We start from the raw sequence: 17,247 nt of genomic DNA, 5'->3' as shown, positions 1-17,247 counted from the left end.
GCTTTACCATGATGGACATACAGCGCTCGCCCGATTTGCAGCAGAGCCACGGCCTGCGGCTGAACACGCTGATCCGGCTGCGCTGGCTGGCCATCGTCGGCCAAAGCGCCACCATCATCGCCGTCGCCTACGGGCTGGATTTTCCGCTGCCGGTCAGCCTGTGCTTCGCGCTGTTGGCCGCTTCGGCCTGGCTGAACCTGTTCCTCGCCTTCCGCTTTCCGGCCGCGCACCGGCTGAAGCCGTTGGCGGCAATGGGCATTCTCGTCTTCGACAGCCTGCAGCTCGCCGGCCTGCTCTACATGACTGGCGGGCTCACCAATCCGTTCTCGCTGCTGATGAGCGTGCCGGTCATCATCTCCGCCACCTCACTGCCGATCCGCTTTACCGCTTTTCTCGGCACGCTGGTGATGGTGCTGGCGACCGTCCTGGTGTTCTTCCACCTGCCGCTGCCCTGGTACGAGGGCGTGCAACTGCTCATGCCCTTCGTCTATGTCGCCGGCATGTGGATGGCGGTGTTTTCCTCCATCGCCTTCACCGCCATCTACGCTTTCCGCGTCGCGCAGGAGGCGCGCCTGCTCGCCAACGCGTTGGCGGCGACCGAACTCGTGCTGCAGCGCGAACAGCACCTGTCGGCGCTTGACGGGCTGGCGGCGGCGGCCGCGCACGAACTCGGCACGCCGCTCGCCACCATCACGCTGGTCGCCCGCGAGATGGAGAAGGCGCTGGGCGACGATCCGAGATACAGGGACGATGTTACTTTGCTACGCTCGCAGGTCGACCGCTGCCGCGAGATCCTCAAGCGGCTGACCAGCCTGTCGAGCGCCGGCGAGGAACACCTTGCCCGCCTGCCGTTGACCTCGCTGGTCGAGGAGGTGACGGCGCCGCATCGCGATTTCGGCATCGCCATCCGGTTGAAGGCGGACGAGAGCATCGGCCCCGAGCCGGTCGGCCGCCGCAACCCGGGCGTCCTCTACGGGTTGGGCAACCTAGTGGAGAACGCCGTCGACTTCGCCCGCGAGGTCGTCACCGTGCGCTGGAGCTGGAACGAGGATCAGGTCACCTTCACCGTCGTCGACGACGGCCCGGGCTTCACACCCGAAATCCTCGACCGCATCGGTGAGCCCTACATGTCCACCCGTTCGGGCGCCGAGAAGGGCGGCGGTGGTCTGGGCCTCGGCCTGTTCATCGCCAAGACGCTGCTCGAACGCTCGGGTGCCGCGCTCGAGTTCCGCAATTCCGGCGGCCTGGGCGAAGGCGCGGTGGTGCGCATTGCCTGGCCGCGGGCGGCCTTCGTCAACCCGGAGGCGACCGCCGACACCATGTTCGACATCGCGTAGGAACCGGGGCGCCGCATCCGATCGTTGGACATTCGGGTCGCGCGGCTATATCTGCGTCATGAAAGACACGGGATCGAAATCATGACCGGTGACGAAGCCAACAGCGCAGCCCTGATCGGCGAGGATGCCTCGCTGCTCATCGTCGAGGACGATAAGCCTTTCCTGACCCGGCTGGCACGCGCCATGGAGACGCGCGGCTTCGCCGTCGAGACGGCCGAGAGCGTCGAGGAGGCGGTGGCCAAGGCACGCGCCAATCCGCCGGCCTATGCGGTGGTGGACATGCGGCTGGGCGACGGCAACGGCCTCGATGTGGTGGCGGCGATCCGCGAGAAGCGCGAGGACGCGCGCACCATCATCCTGACCGGCTACGGCAACATCGCCACCGCGGTGACGGCGGTGAAGCTCGGCGCCATCGACTACCTGTCGAAGCCGGCCGACGCCGACGATGTGTTCGCAGCGCTGACCCGCACGGCCGGCGAGCGTGCCGCGCCGCCCGAGAACCCGATGTCGGCCGACCGCGTGCGCTGGGAGCATATCCAGCGCGTCTACGAAATGTGCGACCGCAATGTCTCGGAAACGGCGCGCCGTTTGAACATGCACCGCAGGACGTTGCAGCGCATCCTGGCCAAGCGGGCGCCGCGATAAGGCAATAGGGCAGTATGACAATAAGGCAGTAAGAACGCATCTTCCTACTGTCCTACTGCCCTACTGCCTTAAGGCCCTATTGCCTCCCCTATTCGCTCTCTCCCTCGATCGCCGCCACCGGCACGCCGGCGAGCTCCGCAGCCAGCAGGCGGGCGGCGCCGGCGCGGGCGATCCTCAGCATCAGCGCCTTGCGCGTGGCGGCGGCGATGCGGTGTTCCGGCGCTTGGCGCATCACCTCCGCGCCATAGCCGTCGGAAAGGATGAAGCCGCATTCTTCCGGGAAGATGTCAGCAGGAACACCAGGATGGGTGGCGAAGAAGAAGCGGTCGCAATGCAGCCGGTAGTCCGGCCATTTGCGGTCGACGCGGAAGTCCTCGATCGAGGACTTGATCTCGATGATCCAGATGTCGCCCTGGCGGGTTAGCGCGATGAGGTCGGCGCGCCGCCCGGTGGCGAGCGACAGTTCGGGCAGCACATGCGCGCCCATTTCGCTCAAAAGCCGCTGCACGCCGCGCCGCACCAGCATGGCTCGCTCCGACTGGCGGCCGTCGATCAGCGGATTCTGGGCAAGTGGAGAAACAATGGGCATGGCCCAGTATGGCCGATTCTGTTCACGATTTGAACCCGTAGCTTGTCCGTCGTTTCAGGAAACGCCCTCGCCCGCGATCTCCTCCAGGATCGGACAGTCCGGCCGCTGGTCGCCGTGGCAGGCGTGGATCAGCGTCTGCAGCGTGGCGCGCATCGATTGCAGCTCGCGTACCTTTTCCTCGATGGCGATGACATGGGCGGCGGCGATGGCGCGCACGTCCTGGCTGGCCCGCGAGCGGTCCTGGTAGAGCGCCATCAACTGACGGCAGTCGTCGATGGAGAAGCCGAGGTTGCGGGCGCGCTTCAGGAAGGCGAGGCGGTGGATGTCGTCGCCCGAGTAGTCCCGATAGCCGTTGCCGGCGCGCGCCGGGTCGATCAGGCCGATCTCCTCATAGTAGCGGATGGTCTTGGCCGGCAGGCCGGAACGGCTGGCGGCGGTGCCGATGTTCATCGCTTGATCCCTCCGATAGCGGGTGCGCGAAAGCGGGTCATTGATTTTGTTCACCAATCCGTGAATGCCTGTTGCCGAAATGTCGCAGCATCAGCCTTACAGGCGTAGGTTGAACACGTATGAAGCGGCTCCGCGCTTGGCAAGCAAAAGAAATGCCAGCATGAATGCGACAAAATACGGTCCGAATCGGGCCGGGAGAAGGATCTTCAGGCGGGGCGACAGGTTCTCATGCGGGTGAAATCGATCATTCTTGCTGCCGCGTTGTCGGCCGTTCTGGCCGGGTGCAGCACCGTGGGCCTCGGCCCGATGCAGGTGTTCTCCAACGACTACGGCGCCCGCACCGACGCCGGCTACGCCCTCCCGCGCATCCCGATCGAGAAGGTGCCCTACAAGTATCGTCGCCAGATCGTGCGCTACGAGACGAGCGAGAAGCCGGGCACCATCATCGTCGATACCAACCAGAAGTTCCTCTATTTCGTCCTCGATAACGGCAAGGCGGTGCGCTACGGCATCGGCGTCGGCCGCGAAGGCTTCGAGTGGCACGGCACCGCCCGCATCGCGCTCAAGCGCGAATGGCCGACCTGGACGCCGCCCGGGGCGATGATCAAGCGCCAGCCGGAACTCGCCAAGTGGCGCAACGGCATGCCGCCCGGGCTTTCCAACCCGCTCGGCGCGCGCGCCATGTATCTCTTCAACAAGGGCGGCGATTCCGGCTATCGCCTGCACGGCAGCCCGGAATGGAATTCCATCGGCCATGCCATGTCGTCCGGCTGCATTCGGCTGATGAACCAGGATATCATCGACCTCTACGATCGCGCCGAGGTCGGCGCCAAGGTCATCGTCATGTAGGGGCGAGCCGGCCGGGCGCGGCGCGCTGGCCGGGAGACAGGGTTTCGTACGCGGACCGTCTAGGCAACAACGGACGTCCCAACGAGAAACCGGGCTCCAAAGGCCCGGTTTTTTGTTGTCCGCGAATGCGGAATCGCGCGACGCGTCAGGGCAGGAGATGCAGGGCGTGCCGCGACGGCGTCAGGAACACCGGCTCGCCGACGCGGTGTAGGGGCGCCTCGGCCGGATTGGCGCTGTCGACGATCCATGAGCCGACACCGTCCACTTCGACCAGATATTCCGCGATGTTGCCGAGGAACATGACGCGCCTGACCGTTCCCCTGAAGGGGCCGGCGTCGGGCGAAAGGTGGATGGCCTCTGGCCGCAGCACCGCGGCGACGGTCTCGCCCGGCGAGCGGGCCGGCATTTCCGCGACGGGCAGGTGCACGCCGGATATCTCCACCGTTTCGCCGTCCGCGACGGTCGCGGTGAGGAAATTCGCCTTGCCGATGAAATCGGCGACGAAGCGGCTGGAGGGCCGCGCATAGATCGCGTGCGGCGTGCCGACCTGCTCGACCACGCCGGCGTTCATCACCACGATCTCGTCGGAGATGCTCATCGCCTCGACCTGGTCGTGGGTGACGTAGATGGAGGTGATGCCGACGCGCTGCTGCAACTCGCGGATTTCGACGCGCATCTGCTCGCGCAGCTTGGCGTCGAGGTTGGAGAGCGGCTCGTCGAACAGAAGCACGCGCGGCTCCATGACGATGCAGCGCGCCAGCGCCACGCGCTGCTGCTGGCCGCCCGAAAGCTGGCTGGGTGAGCGCCGCGCATAGCTGGCGAGCCCGGTCTGCTCCAGCACCTTGTCGACGCGCCGTGCGATCTCTTCGCGGCCGAGCTTGCGCAGCCTCAGTCCGAAGGCGACGTTCTCGAAGACGTCGAGATGCGGGAAGACGGCGTAGGACTGGAACACCATGGCGGTGTCGCGCCGGTTCGGTGGCTCGTCGTTCATGCGCTTGTCGCCGAAGAAGATGTCTCCCGAGGTCGGCTCCTCGAAGCCGGCGATCATCCTGAGCAACGTGGTCTTGCCGCAGCCGGACGGACCCAGCAGCGTCACCAGCCTGCCGGCGCCGATCTCCAGGTTGATGTCGCGAACGGCGGCCACCGTGCCGCCGTCGGGGCTGGCGAAGGCCTTGTTCAGGCCGACTATGCGGATGCTGTCGGTCATTGTTCTAGAACCTCACCATGGACGTATGCCGGCTCCAGCGGTTGACGAGGCTGCTGATGATGACGATCGCCACCAGCACGATGACGATGACGACCACGCTGAAGGCGGCGGCCACACCGAGCCGACCGGAGCCGACCTGGTTGAGAATCTGCACCGTCATCAGGTTCCAGTTGGCGGAGACGAGGAAGATCGCCGCGCTGATCGCCGTCATGGCGCGCACGAAGGCATAGACGAGACCGGAGAAGAAGGCCGGCGCGATCAGCGGCAGCGTGATCTTGCGGAACGTGGTCAGGCCGGTGGCGCCGAGGTTCTGTGCCGCTTCCTCGATCGCCGGGTCGATCTGGCGCAGCACCGCGATGCCGGACTGGATGCCGACCGGCACGTAGCGGAAGACGAAGCACGCCACCAGGATCGCCAGCGTGCCGGTGAGCACCAGCGGCGGCGCGTTGAAGGCCATGATGTAGCCGATGCCGACGACGGTGCCCGGAACGGCGAAGGACAGTATGGAGCCGAACTCCAGCGCGGTGCGGCCGGGAAAGTTCCGCCGCACGACAAGAAACGCGACCAGCATGCCGAGCAGGCCGCTGACCGGCGTCGTCACCAGCGCGACGACGAGGGTATCCTTGACCGACTCGAATCCGACGTCGAAGACGTAGAGGAAATGCGCGATCGTCGGTGCGTAGTTGAACCCCCACACCTTGGTGAAGGCGCCGACCAGGATGACTGCGTAGAAGGCCGTCACCAGCAGCGCGAACAGAAGGGCAACGCCGTAGAGCAGCCATTTCGCGGCCGGGCTGACGACCTTCGAGGTCGAGGCCGTCGGCTTGCCGGTGACGGTGATGTATTGCCGCTTCGACAGGTAATAGCGCTGGATGGCGAAGGCGGTCATCGACGGGATCAGCAGCACGATGGCCAGCGTTGCGCCGCGCGACAGGTTGAACGAGCCGGTGATCTCCAGATAGGCCTGCGGTGCCAGCATCGGGAAGGCGGCGCCGGCCAGCACCAGCGGGTTGCCGAAATCCGCCATCGATTCGATGAAGACGACGAGGAAGGCGCTGGCGATGCCCGGCAGCGCCAGCGGAAAGGAGACCTTCCAGAACGCCTGCCAGCGGGTGGCGCCGATGTTGAGCGCCGCGTCCTCCAGCGTCGGGCTGAGCGAGGCGAGCACGCCGCGCAGCGACAGGTAGGCGATCGGCGCGAAGGTGAAGACCTGCGACAGCACCACGCCGTGGAAGCCGTAGATGGAGAAATCCTGAAGGCCGAGCAATTGGCGCGTCACCAGCCCGTTGAAGCCGAACAGGAACAGGATCGACACCGCGCTGACGAAAGGCGGCGAGATGATCGGCAGGATGGTGAGGTAGTGCAGCAGCGTCTTGCCGGGCACGTCGAGCCTCGTCAGTACGAAAGCGTTGACGAAGCCGATGGCGACGCCGATCACGCCGACGAGAGCGCCGACGCCGAGGCTGTTGATCAGCGCGTTGCGGTAGAGTTTCCGTTCCGCGAGCTCGGCATAGCCGGCAAACGACCAGGCTCCGTCGACCTGGAAGCTCGCCAACAGTACCTTGATCAGCGGATAGATGACGAAGACGGCGATCGACACGGCGATCGCCATCAACAGGACGAACAGCACCGGGTCGCGCGCAAGCTGCCGTAATTGCGCGCGCGCGGTGCCGGACAAGGCCGCCATCCTACTGGCCGAGCACGTCCTTGGTCCAGCGTTCGACCAGCCGCTTCTTGTTCTCGGCGGCGAACTTGGGATCGCTCGACACCAGCTTGATCTTGTCGAGCGCCGGCACGCCGGTGCCACCGCTGACGTCGCTGCGGATCGGCAGGAAATAGGTCTTGGTGGCGCTGAGCGCGCCTTGGCCGTCGGCCGAGGTCATCCAGTCGACCAGCTTCTTGGCGTCGTCGACGTTCTTGGCGCCCTTGAGGATCGACATGGCGGCGACTTCGTAGCCGACGCCTTCGCTGGGAAACACCACCTGCACCGGATAGCCCTCGTCGGCGAGCTTCAGGAAGCCGGGCGTGAACTGGATCGCCAGCGGCGTCTCGCCGACGCCGAGCGCGCCGGAGGGTGCGGTGCCGCTCTGCGTATAGGTCTGCACGTTCGGATTGATCGCCTTCAGGTAGTCGAAGGCGCCGTCCTCGCCGCGCTCGTCGATCAACGTCAGGATGAGCGCATAGGCGGTACCCGACGACTGCGGCGACGGCATCTGGATCAGCCCCTTGTAGGCGGGGTTCTTCAGGTCCTCCCACGAGGTCGGCACCGGCGCCTTGCGGCTCTCGAGGATGTCGGTGCGCACGCCGATCGCCAGCGGGTTGGTATAGATGGCGTGCCAGTAGCCTTCCTTGTCCTTGAACTCGTCGGAGAGTGCGGCGGCGTTCTGCGAGACGTAGGGTTCGGTCAGGCCGCGCTCCTTCGCCAGGATGTGGTTCTCGCTCGGTGCGCCGAACCAGACGTCGGCCTGCGGATTGGCCTTCTCGGCCTCGATGCGCGACAGGGCGGGGCCGGACGACAGGAACACCATCTGCGTTTCCACGCCGGTCGCCTTGGAGAAGGCATCGAGCAGCTTCTTGGCGTTCTCTTCATCGACGCTGGAATAGACGGTGAGCGCATGCGCCGAACCGATCGCCAGCAGCGACGTGACCGCCGCCGCCGCGACGCGAACCAGGAACCTCATGATGGCCTCTCTTTCCCCGGATGGTGTTGCCGAATTGATAGTCGGCAAAACTATCGCGCGGGAAAGCGCCGGGTCAACCTTTGGCAGCCGGGGAATCGATTGTGCCTGGCACAGGCTCGGGCAGCAGCGCCGCCGGCACGTTCTGGTAGGCGACCGGGCGCAGGAAACGGCGGATCGATAAAGTGCCGACGCTGGTGGCGCCGAAATTGGTGCTGGCGGGGTAGGGGCCGCCATGCACCATGGAATCGACCACTTCCACCCCGGTCGGGAAGCCGTTGACCAGCACGCGGCCGGCCTTGCGCTCAAGGATCGGCATCAGGGCGCGCGCGGCGTCGAGGTCGGCGTCGTCCATGTGCAGCGTCGTCGTCAGCTGGCCTTCGAGGCCGAGCGCAAGCGTGCGCATTTCGTCGAGCGAGCCGACCCGCACCACCAGGCCGAGCGGGCCGAACACCTCCTCGCCCATCGTGTGGTCGCGAAGGAACTGCGCGCCGGTCGTCTCGAACAGGTTCGGCGAGGCGCTGCGCCCCTCGGATTCCGTCACCAGCACCGGGCGGATCGAGTTGCGGGTGGCGAAACGCGCCTGGCCAGCGCGATAGGCGGCGGCGATGCCGTCGGTCAGCATTGTCTGCGCCGGCACCTTTTCCAGCGCCGCGCGGGTCGCGCCGACGAAGCGGTCGGCATCGGCGCCGTCGATCACCACGGCGATGCCGGGATTGGTGCAGAACTGGCCGGCGCCCATGGTGAGCGAGCCCGACCAGCCCTGGCCGAGCGTCTCGGCGCGGTTGGCGACGGCATGCGGCAGCACGAACATCGGGTTGACGCTGCCCAGTTCGCCGAAGAAGGGGATCGGCTCGGGCCGCGCCGCGCACAGGTCGAACAGTGCCCGCCCGCCGGCGAGGCTGCCGGTGAAGCCGACCGCCTTGATGTGAGGGTGCTGGACCAGCGCTTCGCCGACAGAACGGTTGCCGCCCTGGATCAGGCTGAAGGTGCCCTTCGGCATGCCGGTCTTCTCGACCGCCGCCTTGACCGCTTCGGCGACGATCTCGCCGGTGCCGGGATGCGCCGAGTGGCCCTTGACGACCACCGGGCAGCCGGCGGCCAGCGCGGCTGCCGTGTCGCCGCCGGCGGTGGAGAAGGCGAGCGGGAAGTTGGAGGCGCCGAACACGGCGACCGGGCCGATCGGGCGCTGGATCATGACGATATCGGGACGCGGCGCCGGCTGGCGCTCGGGCAGGGCCGCGTCGTGGCGGCGATCGAGATAGTCGCCCTTGCGGATATGGCTGGCGAACAGGCGCAGTTGGCCGGTGGTGCGGCCGCGCTCGCCTTGCAGTCGCGCGACCGGCAGGCCGGTTTCCTGCGTGCCGATTTCGGTGATCGCCTCGGCACGCGCCTCGATCTCGTCGGCAATGGCGTCGAGGAAGGCGGCGCGCGCCTCGCGCGATGTGGCGCTATAGGTCCAGAAGGCGTCCTCCGCCGCTTGGCAGGCGCGGTTCACCAGCTCCGCCGTGCCGGCAAAGAACTCATGCGTCGGGCCATGCGCCGGCGAAGAGGAAAACCGCGTGGCGCTTTCCACCCATTCCCCGGCGATCAGGTGTTTGCCATGTGGCGTGAAGCTCATAGGAATGCTCCTGTTGGTGGGAGAGGGCAACGCACTATAGCGCAGGATGCGGGGTTGCCATTCTGTCGGCAATTTAAATACAATATGTATGCAGATATGCAACCTTTAGGATTGGAAAGAAGCTGCGATGAATGAAACCGTGGTCCTGAGCATCGAGGCGCTGAGCGGGCGGGTCGAGGCGATTTTCCGCAAGGCCGGCCTGTCTTCGACGCACGCGGCGGCGCTTTCCCGCGTCATCGTCGCCGGCGAGCGCGACGGCTGCAAGTCGCATGGCATCTATCGCATCGAGGGTTGCCTGCGCACGCTGAAGGCGGGCAAGGTGTCGGCGGATGCCGAGCCTGTCCTGGACGATGACGGCACGGCCGTGCTCAGGGTGGCGGCAGGCGGCGGCTTTTCCTGCGCGGCGTTCGAGCTTGGTGCTCCCATCCTCGCCGAGCGGGCGAAGCGGCTCGGCCTTGCGGCGCTGGTCATCAACGACTGCACGCATTTTTCGGCGCTGTGGCCCGAAGTGGAGGTGCTGACCGGGATGGGCGTGGCGGCTCTCGCCATGTGCCCGAGCTATTCGACCGTCGCGCCGGCCGGCGGGACCCGGCCGCTGCTCGGCACCAATCCGATGGCCTTCGGCTGGCCGCGGCGAGGGCAGCCGCCCTACGTCTTCGACTTCGCCACATCCGTCGCCGCGCGCGGCGAGATCGAACTGCATCGCCGGGCGGGCCGGCCCTTGCCCGAAGGCTGGGCGCTCGACGCCGAAGGCAGGCCCACGACCGGGCCGGAAGCGGCACTGGCCGGCGCCATGCTGCCCTTTGGCGGCCACAAGGGATCGGCCATCTCGACCATGATCGAGCTTCTGGCCGGCGCGATGATCGGCGACCTGACCAGCAGCGAGGCGCTGGATGTGCTGGGCAGCACGGCGCTGGCGCCGCGGCATGGCGAACTGATCCTCGCCTTCTCGCCCGAGCGTTTCGCCGCCGGTCGGCCGGGTGATCCATTCCAGCGCGCCGAGACGCTGTTCGAGGCTATCGTCGGGCAGGGTGCGCGGCTGCCCTCGCAGCGGCGCTTCGCTGCCCGCCGGCGCACGATGGCGGAGGGCATTGCGCTCACCGCGGCTGAAGCGGACCAACTGCAGCGGTTGGAGGCGCTTGGAATGGACGCCGTGTCCTGATCCATGAAAAGGCCCTCCCGCAGGGCCTTGCGTTTCGCATGGGGACGCTGGACGTCAGGCGGCGTATTTCTGCACCGCGCCGGTCTGCCTCGACCAGTTGGCATACCAGGTGTCGAACAGCTTCAACTGCGCCTCGACATAGCCGCGCTGGCTGTCGGACAGCGCGTCGGTCTCGTTGAAGTGCAGCGTATATTCCGGATTCCCCTTCAGAACCATCATGTGCTTGAAGTAGAGGACGAGATCCGGGCCTTCGTCGAAGGAGGAGAGCACGCCGAGCGCGGCTTCCAGTTCGAGCGCCCGCTGGCGAGCCTCGACGTCGCCCTTCGCCGCCGCCTGGCTGAGGGCAACGAGATGCAGGACCTCCTTCGGCAGCACGCAGCCGATGCCGGTGATGGCGCCACCGGCGCCGCAATTGACGAAGCCGTGGACCACGCATGTGTCGACGCCGATCATCAGCACGACCTCGTCGTCGCGGCTGGTGATGTTCTCGGCCGCGTAGCGCAGGTCGGCATGGCCGCCGAACTCCTTGAAGCCGACGAGGTTCGGATGCTCGGCGCGCAGCGCGAAGAACAGGTCGGCGCGGGTGGCGAAGCCGTAATAGGGGCTGTTGTAGATCACCGCCGGCAGGTCGGGCGCGGCGGCGAGGATCGCCTTGAAATGGTTCTTCTGGGCGGCGATGACCGAGCCGCGCGACAGGACGCGCGGGATGACCATCAGGCCGCGGGCGCCGACCTTCTGGGCATGCGCGGCGTGCGCCACGGCCGAGGCGGTGTTGACGGCGCCGGTGCCGACGATGACCGGCACGCCGGCCTTCACCAGCCGCTCGACGCCTTCCATGCGCTGCGCGTCGGTCAGTAGCGGCCAGTCGCCCATCGAGCCGCAATAGACGACGGCCGACATGCCGGCGGCGATCAGTTCCTTGCCCTTGCGCACCAGCGCGTCGAAATCGGGGCTGCGGTCGTCCTTGCAGGGGGTCATCAGGGCCGGCATGCAGCCGGAAAAGACCTGCGCGCTCATTCTCGTCTCCTCGTGTCGGTGTTGCGGCGTCGTCCAATCAAGTCTGTCGTCATAATACCATTTGTATTTTATTTGTCGACAAGAAAATTTGAGACGAAAAATCCTTTCCGGAGCGGCGTTCGGCCACCCGGCCGCGATAGCGGTTTAAAGCGTGATCTGCTGGCGGCGGTCGCGCGCGATCAGGTCCTGGATCTGGCGCACGATCTGGTCGGCATGGGCGCTGGCCAGCCGGTCGGCCGCCTCGACGTCGCGCGCCTCGATTGCCGCGATGATGTCCTCGTGCTCGATCACATAGCGGCGGGGCAGCCGGTCGTCGAACGACGAATAGTAGATGCGCAGGATACGCCGGCCCTCGTCGAGCAGCCGGCAGAACAGGCCGGTGTAGTAAGGGTTGCGTCCCGCTTCGGCGATCCGGGCGTGGAAGTCGCGATTGGTGGCGATCATGGCGAGCGCGTCATGCGCCTCGACGGCATGCGCGAAGTCCGCCTGCCTGGCGCGGATGGCCACGAGGTCGGCGTCGGTGCGGAACTGCGCCGCCAGCCTCGTCGTCACGCGGTACATCAGCGTCATCGCATCGAAGAAGGTGTGCAGGTTGAGGAAGTCGATGTTCGACACCACCGTCGAGCGGTTGGGCAGCGTCGTTACCAACCCTTCGCCAGCCAGGCGCACCAACGCCTCGCGGATCGGCGTGCGCGACATCGAAAGACGCTCAGCCAGCTGCACCTCGTCGATAGGGCTGCCGGGCGGCAGGACGAGGTCGAGGATGTCGTCGCGCAATATGTCGTAGACGAACTTGACCCCTTCGCCGCGCTTACGCTCCGCCTGCGATGCCGTAGTCTTGTCGCTCATGCCGGTGTCCTGTTGTCGACATGATGAATACAGGCTTCTCCCAACGGGATCAATCGCCGGGATTTTACCCAACGGCGGACGGGGCCTTCAGCGGATTTCGTTGATGTAGCGGTGATTCGCCGTGGTGGCGTGATGCAGCGCCAGGATCATCGGTGCGTTGGCCTGATCGTATGCGATTTCCTCGATCATCAGCACGGGGGCCGTGGCCGCGATCTCCAGCGCCGCGCCGACGGTCTCGCCGGCGAGCTCGGCGCTGATCTTTTCGCGCACGGCGGCGATGCGGATGCCGTAGCGGTCGAGCAGGTGCTGGTAGAGCAGCGGCGGCGCCTCCTCCGGGCGCGAGGCGAAGCCGGGGACCCTGTGCGCGGGAAAGACGAAGAGGTCGAGCATGACCGGCTTGTCGGCGACGCTGCGCAGGCGCCTGAAGCGGATGACCTCGCCGCCCTCCGCCAGCGCCAGTCCTTCGCGCTCTTCGGGCGTCGCGGGTCCTCGCTCCAGCGACAGGTTGATCGAGCGGGATTCCTGCAGCGCGCCGTCGGCGCCGTGCAGCCGGAAATAGCGGAACAGGAAGCGCAGGCTGTGCTGGGGCGTGCGCCCGGTCACCACAGTGCCGGTCTTGCGCCTGCGGCTGAGCAGGCCTTCCTGGGTGAGGTCGGCAAGCGCTCGCCTCAGCGTGCCGACGGCGACCCCGAAGCGGTTGGCGAGCGCGATCTCGTTCGGCAGCACCGTGCCGGCCGGCCAGTGGCCGAGCAGGATCGCGTCGGTGATCTGCTGCTTGACCACCTGGTAGAGCGGAAAGGCCGTGTCCGACGCGCGGGCCGGGGCGCCGGGAGCGCTCGCGGCAAGGTTCTCGCGGCCGTCCTTCTGGTCCTGCATTCGTCTCTCCCTTGAATTACTATATACTATATAGTAATAGCGGAAATCTGTCCTGCCCCGACGACAAAACGAGGAGTCTACCGTGAAGCAGATCAAGCTCGGCCTGTCGATGTGGCGGATGGGTTATCATATCGCCGCATGGCGCCATCCGAACGTCCGCCCCGACGGGTCGATGGATATCCGCTACTTCCTCGATATCGCGCGCGCGGCGGAGCGCGGCAAGTTCGATCTCGTTTTCATGGCCGACGAACTCGCCATCAGGGGCGCCGACAACCCGCCCGGCGCCCGCACCCGCCAGAGCAACGGCGCCGAACTCGAGCCGATCACGCTGCTTGCGGCGCTGGCGCCCAACACCAGCCGCATCGGCCTCGTCTCCACCGGTTCCACCACCTACAGCGAACCGTTCAACCTCGCCCGGCAGTTCCTGTCGCTCGACCATATCAGTGGCGGCCGCGCCGGCTGGAACGTGGTCACCTCCTGGGGCACGGAGGATGCGTTGAATTTCGGCCACATGAATTTTCCCGACTACGACCTGCGCTACGAGCGGGCTGGCGAGTTCGTCGACGTGGTGCGCGGCCTCTGGAACAGCTGGGAGGCGGATGCCCTCCTGCGCGACAAGAAAAGCGGGCTCTACTACGACGAGGCGAAGCTTCACACGCTCGGCCACAAAGGCAAATATTTTTCCGTGCGTGGCCCGCTCAATGTGGCACGCTCGCCGCAGGATGAGCCGGTCATCTTCTTTGCCGGTGATTCGGAGCCGGGCCGTGAGATCGCCGCCAAATCGGCCGATGTCGTCTTCACTGCCAAGCAGGATCTTGGCAGCGCGCGCGACTTCTATGCGTCGATCAAGGAGCGGCTGCCGAAATACGGCCGCGCCGACGACGATGTCCTGGTCATGCCCGGCCTGCTGCCGGTGGTGGGCCGCACGCGCGCGGAGGCGCAGGCAAAGTATGACGAGCTGATGGAGCTTATCGATCCTGTGGTCGGGCTGGCCTCGCTCTACGACCGGCTCGGCGACCTGTCGGACTATCCGCTCGACGGGCCGGTGCCGGAGCCGAAGGACCCTGTCTTCAAGAGCCGGGCGGAGACGATGTACAAGCTTGCGCAGCGCGAGGGCTACACGATCCGCCAGCTTTACATGACCCAGGCGCTGGGGCGTGGCCACCGCATCATCATCGGCACGGCGGCCGACGTGGTCGACGAAATGGAGCAGTGGAAGACGGCGCGCGCCGCCGACGGCTTCAACATCATCCCCTCGCACCTGCCTGACGCGATCAACGCTTTCGTCGAACTGGTCGTCCCTGAAATGCAGCGCCGCGGCCTCTACCGTACCGACTACGAGGGTGCGACGCTCCGCGAAAACCTTGGTGTCTTCAAGGGGCGGCGTTGACGCTCCTCCATCCTTTCGGGACAGTCATGAGGAACGGTGCTTTCGGGCGTAGACAGTATACTGATTTCGCCGTCGTTTTCGTCTGAATGCCCGAATATGCCGGCGCTTTCGGGGTAAGGGACGAAAAGCCCCTATCGTTCACGGCATTTTCAGAATACAGATTCCCACGTTTAACTTGACACCGGCTTCGGTGACGGTACTTTATGCTTAAATAAATCCGCGGCCATCAGGGAGGTCGGCTTGTCGTGGGTCTGTGAGGTTGCCGTCACGGGAAGCCCGGATCGAACTGCGCCGCTGGCCGCATGGCTTTCAGGGGCCGCGCGTCCGCTGTTGACGGCTCTGCCGTCGCTCGATCGGCTCGACGCCTATGTCCCGGTCGGGGAGGAAAGCCGCGACCCCTACAATCGCAAGGAAGAGGCGCCGCTGCTCCTGCTTGTCGCGGCTTTCGCCAGCGAAGCCGGGTTGAGGGCAGCCTTCGCGGCGCCGGCGCTGTGCGAGGCGCTTGAAGCGCTGCCTGAGGGCGTCGAAGCGACGGTCAGTGCCCTGAGCCGCACCTTCTATGCTCCGTCGCAGGACGGCCGCCTCGATGCTCCCGTCTCCTATGTGGTGCGCTATACGCGCCCGGCCGCCGACGAGGCGCTGTTCGTGCGCAACTATGTGGACAGCCACCCGTCCACCCAGGCGCATCTGCCCGGCATCCGCGCCGTCATGTGCTATTTTCCGCTGCGCGACCTTGCGCTCGCCGGCTGGCCCGCCAGGGACTACCTGATCGGCAACGAGGTCGCCTTCGACAGCGTCGAGGCCTTCAATGCCGCCATGCTCTCGCCGGTCCGGGAGGAATTGCGGGCGCATTTCCGCGAGTTCCCGGCCTATTCGGGCATCAATTCGCATTTTCTGATGCGGCGCCGGAGTCTTGGCGCTGACGTTGGCGAGGCCTGACGCCGTGGCGGCGGCAGGTGTGAAAGCGGCCCGGCCACCGGTCCGAACCATATGATGCCGTTGCTTCCGGCGTGACGCCGACCGACAGGGGAGAGAGAGACATGACGTTTGAAATCAATCGCAGAAATCTGCTTCAGCTCCTGGCGGCAGGCGCCGCCGGCGGCAAGCTGTTGGCGGGCAGCTCGATCGCCTTTGCGCAATCGGCGGATTCGGTCACCATAGGCTGGCCGTCGGACGTCCCCTCCTGGGACCCGAACCAGCGCACGGTGCCGGACGCGCAGCCGATCTACAAGCTGGTGTTCAACCAGCCGATCGGCCAGAACCCGAAGCTGGAACTCGTCCCCGAACTGCTGACCAAATGGGAGCTAGCCGCCGACGGACGCTCGATGACGGTCGAGCTGCGCGACGACGTCACCTTCCATGATGGCTCGAAGATGACGATGGCGGACTTCCGCTACACCTTCCTCGAGCGCAAGCTGGCCGGGCACAAGCTCGATATCGTCAACACCTGGCGCAACATCGAGGAGATCGAGGTTGCCTCGCCGACCACCGGCACCATTCGCTTCAGCGCGCCGTCGCCGACCGCTCCGCAGTGGATGGCCTTCATGGCGAGCTTCGTGGTTCCCAAGGCTTATGTCGAAAAGGTCGGGCCGGACGGCTTCCGCGACAAGCCGATCGGCTCCGGCCCCTACAAGCTCGTCGAATACCAGATGAACTCGCGCGCCGTTTTCGAGCGCAACGACGCCTACTGGGGCGAGAAGCCGGCCCTCAAGCGCATCACCGTCGACGTCATCAAGGATTCCTCGGCCCGCGTGGCCGCGATCCAGTCCGGGCAGGTGGACCTCACCACCTCGGTTCCGGTGCGCGAGCTGGAGCGGCTGGGCAAGCAGGAGGGCCTTGCCGCCGAGGCCAATCCGTTCACCCGTCTCATCCTCCTGCAGATGCGCAACGATCTCGCCTTCGCCGACGAGAACGTGCGGCTGGCCGCTCACCACGCCATCGACAAGCAGGCTTTGTCGAAAGCCTTCTACAACGGCGCCGCCGTGCCGCTTTCGGTGCCCGCAACACCCGGCACACCCGGCTTCGTCGAAGGCTTCACCTTCCCCTACGATCCCGACAAGGCGGTCGAGCTCCTGGCCAAGGCCGGCTATTCCAAGGACAAGCCCGTCAAGTTCAGGTTCGCCACCTTCAACGGCCATTTCCCGAGCGATTACGACATCGCCCGCGCCATCGCGCAGATGTGGAAGAAGGTCGGCATCGAGGCCGATCTGGAGGTGATCGAATACACCAAGTATTTCGAGCTCAACCGCGGCCACAAGCTGCCCGAGGCGACGCTCTACATCTGGGACAACGCGACGGGCGACCCGGAAATCTTCGCCGGCTATATGCTCAGCCCCAACCTGCCGTTCTCGTCGTGGAAGGGCGAGGAGCCGGGCAAGGAACTGAAGGCGCTGTTCGCCGAGCCCAACTACGAAAAGCGCATCGCCGGCTACCAGAAGGTCAACCAGATGGCGGTGGAGATCGGCGCGACGATTCCGCTCTTGCAAAGCGTCCAGACGCTCGTGCGCAAGAAGGATCTGGAGTACACCAAATATGGCAACGGCTGGCTGCTCGGCAGCACCATGAAGTGGGCGTAAC

Annotated in this window: 16 protein-coding genes; 7 read left to right on the top strand and 9 right to left on the bottom strand. The window is 66.0% G+C overall.

Annotation, left to right across the window (positions count from 1 at the left end; translation table 11 throughout):
• Positions 1 to 8 precede the first annotated feature (8 nt).
• Both E6C48_RS11805 and E6C48_RS11800 read left to right on the top strand, forming a co-directional pair.
• Positions 9 to 1,337, top strand: coding sequence for an ActS/PrrB/RegB family redox-sensitive histidine kinase (locus E6C48_RS11805; RefSeq protein WP_136357390.1), 1,329 nt, complete (start codon positions 9 to 11; stop codon positions 1,335 to 1,337).
• An 81-nt stretch (positions 1,338 to 1,418) separates the two neighbouring features.
• The gene (locus tag E6C48_RS11800; RefSeq protein ID WP_136357388.1) at positions 1,419 to 1,982 is read left to right on the top strand and encodes an ActR/PrrA/RegA family redox response regulator transcription factor; all 564 of its coding nucleotides are present in this window, start codon (positions 1,419 to 1,421) and stop codon (positions 1,980 to 1,982) included.
• Between the two features lie 88 nt (positions 1,983 to 2,070).
• Here E6C48_RS11800 and E6C48_RS11795 read toward each other — a convergent pair whose 3' ends face one another.
• Both E6C48_RS11795 and cueR read right to left on the bottom strand, forming a co-directional pair.
• Positions 2,071 to 2,571: an MmcB family DNA repair protein gene (locus E6C48_RS11795; protein ID WP_136357386.1), complete on the bottom strand. Its 501-nt coding sequence runs from the start codon at positions 2,569 to 2,571 to the stop codon at positions 2,071 to 2,073.
• A 54-nt stretch (positions 2,572 to 2,625) separates the two neighbouring features.
• The gene (cueR, locus tag E6C48_RS11790; RefSeq protein WP_136357384.1) at positions 2,626 to 3,021 is read right to left on the bottom strand and encodes a Cu(I)-responsive transcriptional regulator; all 396 of its coding nucleotides are present in this window, start codon (positions 3,019 to 3,021) and stop codon (positions 2,626 to 2,628) included.
• Between the two features lie 228 nt (positions 3,022 to 3,249).
• Here cueR and E6C48_RS11785 point away from each other — a divergent pair, with 228 nt between their 5' ends.
• A complete protein-coding gene (locus E6C48_RS11785) occupies positions 3,250 to 3,870 on the top strand; it encodes a L,D-transpeptidase (protein WP_136357382.1) in 621 nt (206 codons plus the stop codon).
• A 145-nt stretch (positions 3,871 to 4,015) separates the two neighbouring features.
• On the opposite strand, the gene E6C48_RS11780 is transcribed toward E6C48_RS11785, so the two are convergent.
• The 4 genes from E6C48_RS11780 to E6C48_RS11765 form a co-directional block, all read right to left on the bottom strand.
• The gene (locus tag E6C48_RS11780; protein WP_136357380.1) at positions 4,016 to 5,077 is read right to left on the bottom strand and encodes an ABC transporter ATP-binding protein; all 1,062 of its coding nucleotides are present in this window, start codon (positions 5,075 to 5,077) and stop codon (positions 4,016 to 4,018) included.
• Between the two features lie 4 nt (positions 5,078 to 5,081).
• Positions 5,082 to 6,755 (bottom strand): ABC transporter permease, encoded by a 1,674-nt coding sequence (locus tag E6C48_RS11775; RefSeq protein WP_206086486.1) that lies wholly within the window; start codon positions 6,753 to 6,755, stop codon positions 5,082 to 5,084.
• Positions 6,756 to 6,765: 10 nt separating this feature from the next.
• Positions 6,766 to 7,758 (bottom strand): ABC transporter substrate-binding protein, encoded by a 993-nt coding sequence (locus E6C48_RS11770; protein WP_136357376.1) that lies wholly within the window; start codon positions 7,756 to 7,758, stop codon positions 6,766 to 6,768.
• A 73-nt stretch (positions 7,759 to 7,831) separates the two neighbouring features.
• Positions 7,832 to 9,376: an aldehyde dehydrogenase (NADP(+)) gene (locus E6C48_RS11765; RefSeq protein WP_136357375.1), complete on the bottom strand. Its 1,545-nt coding sequence runs from the start codon at positions 9,374 to 9,376 to the stop codon at positions 7,832 to 7,834.
• Between the two features lie 127 nt (positions 9,377 to 9,503).
• Here E6C48_RS11765 and E6C48_RS11760 point away from each other — a divergent pair, with 127 nt between their 5' ends.
• Positions 9,504 to 10,538, top strand: a complete 1,035-nt coding sequence (locus E6C48_RS11760) for an Ldh family oxidoreductase (RefSeq protein WP_136357373.1) — start codon at positions 9,504 to 9,506, stop codon at positions 10,536 to 10,538.
• Between the two features lie 54 nt (positions 10,539 to 10,592).
• Here the strand turns inward: E6C48_RS11760 and E6C48_RS11755 are convergent, their stop codons facing one another.
• The 3 genes from E6C48_RS11755 to E6C48_RS11745 all read right to left on the bottom strand — a co-directional run bounded on the left by E6C48_RS11755 (position 10,593) and on the right by E6C48_RS11745 (position 13,280).
• Positions 10,593 to 11,555: a dihydrodipicolinate synthase family protein gene (locus tag E6C48_RS11755; protein ID WP_136357371.1), complete on the bottom strand. Its 963-nt coding sequence runs from the start codon at positions 11,553 to 11,555 to the stop codon at positions 10,593 to 10,595.
• Positions 11,556 to 11,699: 144 nt separating this feature from the next.
• Positions 11,700 to 12,404 carry a GntR family transcriptional regulator gene (locus tag E6C48_RS11750; protein WP_136357369.1) on the bottom strand — a complete coding sequence of 235 codons (705 nt, stop codon included), beginning with the start codon at positions 12,402 to 12,404 and terminating at the stop codon, positions 11,700 to 11,702.
• 87 nt (positions 12,405 to 12,491) lie between these two features.
• On the bottom strand, positions 12,492 to 13,280 hold the full coding sequence (locus E6C48_RS11745; protein WP_136357367.1) for a GntR family transcriptional regulator: 789 nt from the start codon (positions 13,278 to 13,280) through the stop codon (positions 12,492 to 12,494).
• 82 nt (positions 13,281 to 13,362) lie between these two features.
• On the opposite strand from E6C48_RS11745, the gene E6C48_RS11740 reads away from it, so the two are divergent.
• The 3 genes from E6C48_RS11740 to E6C48_RS11730 all read left to right on the top strand — a co-directional run bounded on the left by E6C48_RS11740 (position 13,363) and on the right by E6C48_RS11730 (position 17,246).
• Entirely contained in the window at positions 13,363 to 14,670 is a 1,308-nt protein-coding gene (locus E6C48_RS11740; protein ID WP_230978733.1) for an LLM class flavin-dependent oxidoreductase, read from the top strand.
• Positions 14,671 to 15,000: 330 nt separating this feature from the next.
• Positions 15,001 to 15,609, top strand: a complete 609-nt coding sequence (locus E6C48_RS11735) for an EthD domain-containing protein (RefSeq protein ID WP_136357365.1) — start codon at positions 15,001 to 15,003, stop codon at positions 15,607 to 15,609.
• Between the two features lie 101 nt (positions 15,610 to 15,710).
• Positions 15,711 to 17,246: an ABC transporter substrate-binding protein gene (locus tag E6C48_RS11730; RefSeq protein WP_136357363.1), complete on the top strand. Its 1,536-nt coding sequence runs from the start codon at positions 15,711 to 15,713 to the stop codon at positions 17,244 to 17,246.
• Position 17,247 lies beyond the last annotated feature (1 nt).

Source organism: Ollibium composti (assembly GCF_004801285.1).
Taxonomy (GTDB): Bacteria; Pseudomonadota; Alphaproteobacteria; order Rhizobiales; family Rhizobiaceae; genus Mesorhizobium; species Mesorhizobium composti.
Note: the sequence above shows the minus strand (reverse complement) of the source record. Positions and strands in the feature narration are given on the sequence as shown.

Excerpts from the sequence above, each read along its gene's own strand:
- E6C48_RS11745 (WP_136357367.1), bottom strand. The coding sequence starts at position 13,280 with ATGCAGGACCAGAAGGACGGCCGCGAGAACCTTGCCGCGAGCGCTCCC.
- E6C48_RS11750 (WP_136357369.1), bottom strand. The coding sequence starts at position 12,404 with ATGAGCGACAAGACTACGGCATCGCAGGCGGAGCGTAAGCGCGGCGAA.
- E6C48_RS11805 (WP_136357390.1), top strand. The coding sequence starts at position 9 with ATGATGGACATACAGCGCTCGCCCGATTTGCAGCAGAGCCACGGCCTG.
- E6C48_RS11800 (WP_136357388.1), top strand. The coding sequence starts at position 1,419 with ATGACCGGTGACGAAGCCAACAGCGCAGCCCTGATCGGCGAGGATGCC.
- E6C48_RS11730 (WP_136357363.1), top strand. The coding sequence starts at position 15,711 with ATGACGTTTGAAATCAATCGCAGAAATCTGCTTCAGCTCCTGGCGGCA.
- E6C48_RS11795 (WP_136357386.1), bottom strand. The coding sequence starts at position 2,571 with ATGCCCATTGTTTCTCCACTTGCCCAGAATCCGCTGATCGACGGCCGC.
- E6C48_RS11780 (WP_136357380.1), bottom strand. The coding sequence starts at position 5,077 with ATGACCGACAGCATCCGCATAGTCGGCCTGAACAAGGCCTTCGCCAGC.
- E6C48_RS11755 (WP_136357371.1), bottom strand. The coding sequence starts at position 11,555 with ATGAGCGCGCAGGTCTTTTCCGGCTGCATGCCGGCCCTGATGACCCCC.
- E6C48_RS11770 (WP_136357376.1), bottom strand. The coding sequence starts at position 7,758 with ATGAGGTTCCTGGTTCGCGTCGCGGCGGCGGCGGTCACGTCGCTGCTG.
- E6C48_RS11760 (WP_136357373.1), top strand. The coding sequence starts at position 9,504 with ATGAATGAAACCGTGGTCCTGAGCATCGAGGCGCTGAGCGGGCGGGTC.
- E6C48_RS11785 (WP_136357382.1), top strand. The coding sequence starts at position 3,250 with ATGCGGGTGAAATCGATCATTCTTGCTGCCGCGTTGTCGGCCGTTCTG.
- E6C48_RS11765 (WP_136357375.1), bottom strand. The coding sequence starts at position 9,376 with ATGAGCTTCACGCCACATGGCAAACACCTGATCGCCGGGGAATGGGTG.
- cueR (WP_136357384.1), bottom strand. The coding sequence starts at position 3,021 with ATGAACATCGGCACCGCCGCCAGCCGTTCCGGCCTGCCGGCCAAGACC.